At 68.9% G+C, this 5,958-nt stretch carries 3 protein-coding genes and 1 pseudogene; 3 read left to right on the top strand and 1 reads right to left on the bottom strand.

The window, feature by feature from the left end; all coding sequences use genetic code 11:
- The coding region (locus tag A2J02_RS26035) for an IniB N-terminal domain-containing protein (RefSeq protein ID WP_197478146.1) at nt 1–746 on the bottom strand (746 nt) is incomplete at its 3' end.
- A 210-nt stretch (nt 747–956) separates the two neighbouring features.
- On the opposite strand from A2J02_RS26035, the gene A2J02_RS26030 reads away from it, so the two are divergent.
- From A2J02_RS26030 to A2J02_RS26020, 3 genes and pseudogenes are all read left to right on the top strand, one after another.
- A complete protein-coding gene (locus tag A2J02_RS26030; protein WP_231911511.1) occupies nt 957–2,771 on the top strand; it encodes an Hsp70 family protein in 1,815 nt (604 codons plus the stop codon).
- A gap of 7 nt (nt 2,772–2,778) precedes the next feature.
- Nucleotides 2,779–5,289, top strand: coding sequence for a helix-turn-helix transcriptional regulator (locus tag A2J02_RS26025; protein ID WP_082898805.1), 2,511 nt, complete (start codon nt 2,779–2,781; stop codon nt 5,287–5,289).
- Nucleotides 5,290–5,331: 42 nt separating this feature from the next.
- Nucleotides 5,332–5,958 (top strand): annotated as a pseudogene (locus tag A2J02_RS26020) (hypothetical protein); the annotation flags it as partial.

The raw sequence follows: 5,958 nt of genomic DNA, 5'->3' as shown, positions 1-5,958 counted from the left end.
TCGGCTCCGACGGTTCCGCCGACTCCGAAGACCGCACCGAGAGCGCCGGCCAGGCCGCCCTGGATATCGGCCAGTGCGCCGAGGTCGACGGCACCGGTCGCGCCGATGGCGGCGTCGAGTGCTGCCTGCAGCTGTGCGGCGATGTCTCCGCTGATCTCGCCGCCGATGCCTGCGCCTGCTCCGATCAGTCCGGTGAGTGCAGCGCCGAGCCCGACGGTTCCGCCGAGCAGACCGTCGAGGTCCAGATCCAGACCGCCACCGATACCTGCGCCTGCGCCGAGCAGGGCGTCGAATGCGCCGCCGAACGCGGTTCCGAGCTCGAGACCGATCTGGCCTCCGACAGCCAATGCTGCGGCAAGTGCTGCCTGCAGGGATGCCTCGATCTCACCCGCGACGTCGATTCCGCCGGTCAGGCTGCCACCTGCTGCGAGTCCGCCGCCCGCCACTGCGCCTGCTGCAAGTCCGAGCCCGGCCGACAATCCGCCACCGAGGCTCGCGCCGCCGGCGAGGGCACCGTCGAGGCCGGCGGATGCGCCTGCGCCCAGGATGGCCGAGAGCTGGCTGCCTGCGCCGGCGAACAGTCCCGACTCGGCGACCAGGGGTGCCACGGCGACGATGTCGGCGTGGGTGACGTCGCCGAGTCCCGCGGCGGCCAGCGTCATCTCGGGGTTGGCGCAGTAGGCGGCTGCAGCCTGGTCGTCGCGCAGCAGGCCGAGAATGAAATCGAGTACGGCGTTGGTAGCCATCGTGGGTCTCCTTGACGAGTGGTGCTTCGTGGTTGATCACAACGCTAGGCACCGAAGAGCCCCCGCCCAACGGGGCGGATCCCCCCACTCCCCCGGGGGTTGCCAGGGGACTTCGGTTAGGGGATCTCGGCGCTTTAGGGGATTTCACTCGTTGTGCGCTCTAACCTGCTGTGAGACGTAACGAATAATCGGCCACTGCCGACAGTGCGTGTGACGGCAGTAGTACTGACGGCAGTGCGAGACGAAGGCGGCGACACCACGATGAACGCAGGGCTCGGCATACGTATCGGTTCGGTGACGGCGGTGGCTGCTCTGGACACCGAACCCGTCACCTCGGTGGCCAAGCGTTCGGCACTCGACCTCCGTCCGGGCGAGGCCCCGCGTCTGGCAGAGCTCTGGGACCGTTCGACGCGCAATCTGATCAGCGGATTTGCCGACCGGGTGGGCGATCCGGTGGAACTGATCGACGACGACGGCCGCAGTCACCGAGCCGAGGACCTGTACGCCACCGCTGCTCGCGCACTCGTCGCCGAGGTCTCCGCCGGGACCGATGCCGCTCCTACCGTCGTCGTCACCCACCCCACTCGCTGGACGGCGTACACCGCCGAGGTTCTCGGTGAAGCGCTCGAGCGCGCGGGACTCACCGACGTCACGCTGGTACCGGAGTCCGTCGCCACGATGCGGTGGCTCGAAGTGACGCGCGGCCCACAGGCCGACGGCCTGGCCGTGGTCTACGACCTGGGCGCGACCGCACTCGACGTCACGCTGATGCGCACCGGCTCCGAGGCAGGCACCGTCGGAACCGGAGTGCATTCGGAGGAGTTCGGCGGAGCGCAGTTCGATCACGCGATCATGCAGTACGTCCTCGACACCGTCTCGGGAAGCCAATCCTTCGAGTTCGATCCCTTCGACCCCGATACCGTCGGCGCACTCGTGGAACTGCGGGCCCGCTGCGGCGAGGCGAAGGAACAGCTTTCCTACGACACCTCCACGTCACTGACGGTCGACCTCCCGGGCCTGCACACCGAGGTACGCCTGGTGCGCTCCGAGGTCGAAGAACTGGTGCGAGCATCACTGCTGGCGTCGATCGGGGTGGTACGCGACGCCGTCACGGCCGCGGGCCTCGACGTCTCCGACATCGACCAGGTGGTACTCGTCGGTGGCAGTTCGGCCATCCCACTGGTCGCCGAGCTCATGTCGTCCGAGCTGCGAGCACCCGTGGTGGCCGGACCGCGACCCGAACTGACCGTCGCAGTCGGTGCCGCGATACTCGGCAGCGACATCGCCGACGCGACCGCCTCCGACAACGCCGCAGCACTGGCTGCGGCACCCACCACGGCCGTGGCGTCCGCTGCGGCGGCCGCCCCGATGCCTCGCCCCACTCCCCGGCCCGCACCGACGCCCACCGCCGTCGACTCCGACGCAGGAATGTCCGGTCGCAAGAAAGCCGGTGTCGTGGCCGGATCCGTCCTCGCTCTCGCGCTTCTCGCCGGCGGAGGATTGTCGGTGGGCACGGCATTGACTTCCGACAACACCACTCCGGCCGAATCGAACGCGGAAACCTCGATCTCGAGCACCGAGACACCGGGAACCAGCGCTGCGGTGGCCGATGCCGCGACGACGACGCCGGCGACCGGTGAGAACGGTGTTGCCGCACCCGGTTCCGAGGGTGCGCCGACCACGGTGGTCAACGCCGACGGAACGGTGACGCAGATCGATCCGGCCACCGGTGCTCCGGTCGCGGGATCGCCTGCCCCGGCCGACAACGGCGCGGCCACGGTGCCGACCATCCCGTCGGTCGCCGCTCCGACCGTTCCCAACTACCAGCCTCCGGCGGTGCAGGTTCCGCAAGCACCGAGCGTGCAGGTTCCCAGCTATCAGGGTCCCACCCTCGGCGATGTCGGACAGGGTGTCGGTGACGGACTCGGCGGAGTGGTCGGCGGCGTCGGTGACGGGCTCGGCGGTGTCGTCGGCGGCGTGGGTGACGGGCTCGGCGGAGCCCTCGGCGGCTTGACCGGCCGATAGGTCGACGGTGACCAGCACTCGATCATCGCTCGTCGGCATCGAGCGCGCCGATCGCTTCGTCCGTGATGCGCTCGTCGCCAATGGATTTCATATCGTCGTCGGAGTCGACGGCTCCGGCCGATCCGCGGTTCTCGATTCCGTGGCGTCGACGGTGGACGTGTACACGGGCACCATCGCCGACGCGCCGTCCGGCTCGACGGTTCTCGTCGACGACGCGCACCTGCTGTCGGAGCAGCGTCTCGACGAGATCGCAGCGGCGGCAACACGCTCGGACATCACCCTGATCGTCGCCACCGCGCCGCGGAGCTTCGATTCCCGCATCGAGAAGCTCGTCGCGTCCGCCGGTTCCAACCGGTTGACTCTGGTTCCGCTGGACAAGGTGGCCATCGCGGCGCGAGCAGCAGCGACCGTTCGACCGATCTCGGCGTCACTCGCCGGTGCCGTCGCCAAGGCGACCGGCGGAATTCTCGCCGCCGTCGATGCGGCAATCGGCGCGCTCGGCGGCGACCGTTCCGATCCGGCTCCACTGCGCGCGGTCGCCGAATCCGTTGCCGAACAACACCGTCGGATGCTGATCGAGACCACCGACGACACGCGGGCACTGCTGCTCGCAGCCCGATTCGGCATCACACCCGACCCTGCGTCGGCTGCGCAGATCGTGGCACGCGCGACCGATGTCGAGTCGGTCGTCGACCTGGCCTGCAGCTCCGGCCTGCTCGACACCACGGGCACGTTGATTCCGTCCGCGGAGGCCCCGCTGATCGAAATGATCGGAGAGGCGCGCTGCCGAGCCCTGCTCTCGTCCGTCACCGACATCGCCACCCGATCCCGCCTGCTCGACGCCACCGCGGCACGTGCGTTGGCAGAGCGAGGCGTCGTACATCCGGGTCTCGCAGATTTCCTTGCGCAGCAAGCCGATTCTGCTGCTGTCGAAACCGCGGGTGCCTTGTACGACGCGGCGGTCGACGCGGGATTCGACTCGGCGGCGCTGGCTGCGAGGCGGTCCGAGGTCGCGGCTGCCACCGGGAATCCGGACGAGGCGGCGAGATTCGCCGATGTGGTTCTCGACGGCGCTGCCGGGTTCGATGCGACGGATCTGCGTACGGCGGTGCGGGTGTCGGCGTCTGTTGCCGCGCAACGTGGAATGGCCTCGCGCAGTGCGCAATTGTTCGCGTGGCTCGGCGAGGATCGGCTCGGACCCGACGCCGTGTGGGCTGCCCTCTCGGCCGCGGCGGCCGGTGATCGCAGCGCCGCCGACCGTTCGATGGCTGCCGTGACTGCCCTCGCACCGACGTCGAGTATCGCGTCGGGCAGTCTGCTCGTCACCGGGGTGATCGGGTCGATCGATTCGCGCAGCGCAGCAGCGTCGAGTGCCGCCGCCAACGCGCTGATGCGGGCAATGACGTTGACGGGCACTACTTCCGATCGTTCGTGCACCCCGGATACTGCCGCTGCCGTCTCGGCGCTGCACGCGGTCCACTGCGGCGACCTACCCCGTGTCGATTCCATCGTGGCGCGAGCACTTCCCGAGCACCGTGCGGGATCGGAGGCGCACACCAGGTTGAGCCTCGTCGGGGCCTGGGCGTCGATGCTGCGAGGGGATACCGCCGAAGCAGGCGTCGCGATCGAGGCACTACGGATTCCGGTGTCACACGTGCGCAATCAACTGTTCCTGCACGCGATTCGAGTGGGCCTGGCTCGCAGGTCCGGTGACGCAGGGTCACTGATCACGGCTTGGACCCAGGCCCAGAACGTGATCGCCGAATACTCGACCGACCTGTTCGCGCTGTTGCCTCTGGGCGAATTGCTCTTGGCCGCAACTCGACTCGGCCAGGTGGACCGCGTCGAGCATCTGGTGGCGCAGGCCACCGACCTGCTCGCAGCGCTCGGCGATCCACCCGTATGGGCGTCGGCGCTGCATTGGTATCAGGTTCAGGCGGCCATCGTGGCGCAGACTCCCGACGCGTTGGTCCCGCACGCCAAGGCTCTGGCCGCCGCCGCTCCGACCCATCCGTACAGCGCCGCACTCGCCGGTGCCGGTCGCGCGTGGCTCGGCGTGTTGCAGGGCAGGCCCGACGCGACCGAGGTGGAGAATTCGGCACGCACGCTCACCGCCTTCGGACTGCCGTGGGACGGTGCCCGCTTGGCGAGCGAGGCCGCCCTGACCGTCACCGATACTGCGACGGCAACCTCGCTGCTGCACATCGCCAGATCGTTGCGCCAACCCAGCTCGACGGGGCGCGACAGCCCGAGATCGAGCCCGCAGCCGACGGGCTCGTTGAGCGAACGCGAAGCCGAGGTAGCCGAACTGCTGGTACTCGGCGTCACGTATCGCGAAGTCGGCAGCCGGCTTTACATCTCCCCCAAGACCGTCGAGCACCATGTGGCTCGCATTCGGCGAAGGCTCGGGGCGCAGTCGCGCTCGGAGTTGATCTCGATGCTGCGCGCCATGGGGTACGGGGCCTCGACCAGCACAAGTGTGGACACTGTAACTGTGCGGGGACCGGGAGCGACATAACGGCCGAGCACCACTCCCCGATCGAGAACAGGTAGCAGCCCCATGACCGAGCAGCCCGGCAGTGCGAGTGTCGGCACACCGGACGTCGGCCTCCACCTGGACGACGAGCGCGCCGTCGCCGCTGTGTCCCATCCGATCGCGCCCGGACCGTCGCTGCACCTGGCGTCACTGCACTCGACCGTGCTCAACACCCATCCCGACGGCACCGTCTCGCTCGGAGATGCAACCGACGACGACTCCGAGGCCTACACACACTTTCTCGACTCCCTGGCCGACGGCGTGGGTGTCACCGGCAGCAAGGGCACGGTCTTTCCTGCCGAGCAATTGACGTCGATGGCCCTGTTGTGCCTGCTCACCGAGGTGGCGTCGTCCATCGGTCTGCGGCCGGGGGATCTGGCTGCGGCGGCGACCTATCCCGCCCAGTGGACGGCCGAGCAGGTGTTCGCGCTGCGTTCGGCCATGAATGCGCACGGGCTCGCACACGTCGCGCTGGTCGCCGAGGAAGAAGCACTCGCCGCGTGGAACGCATCGCTTCTGCCGACCCTGCAGAAGAAGGACACCGCAATCGCCGCTGCCCGCGGTGCTGCGATTCTGGCTGCGCAGTTCCCCGTCGACGCCGTCACCGAGCAGTTCGCGGTGGTGAGCCCGGCGAGATCCGACCGGCGACCA

The organism is Rhodococcus sp. EPR-147 (assembly GCF_001647185.1).
Taxonomy (GTDB): Bacteria; Actinomycetota; Actinomycetes; order Mycobacteriales; family Mycobacteriaceae; genus Rhodococcoides.
This window is presented reverse-complemented; position numbering and strand designations above follow the sequence as displayed.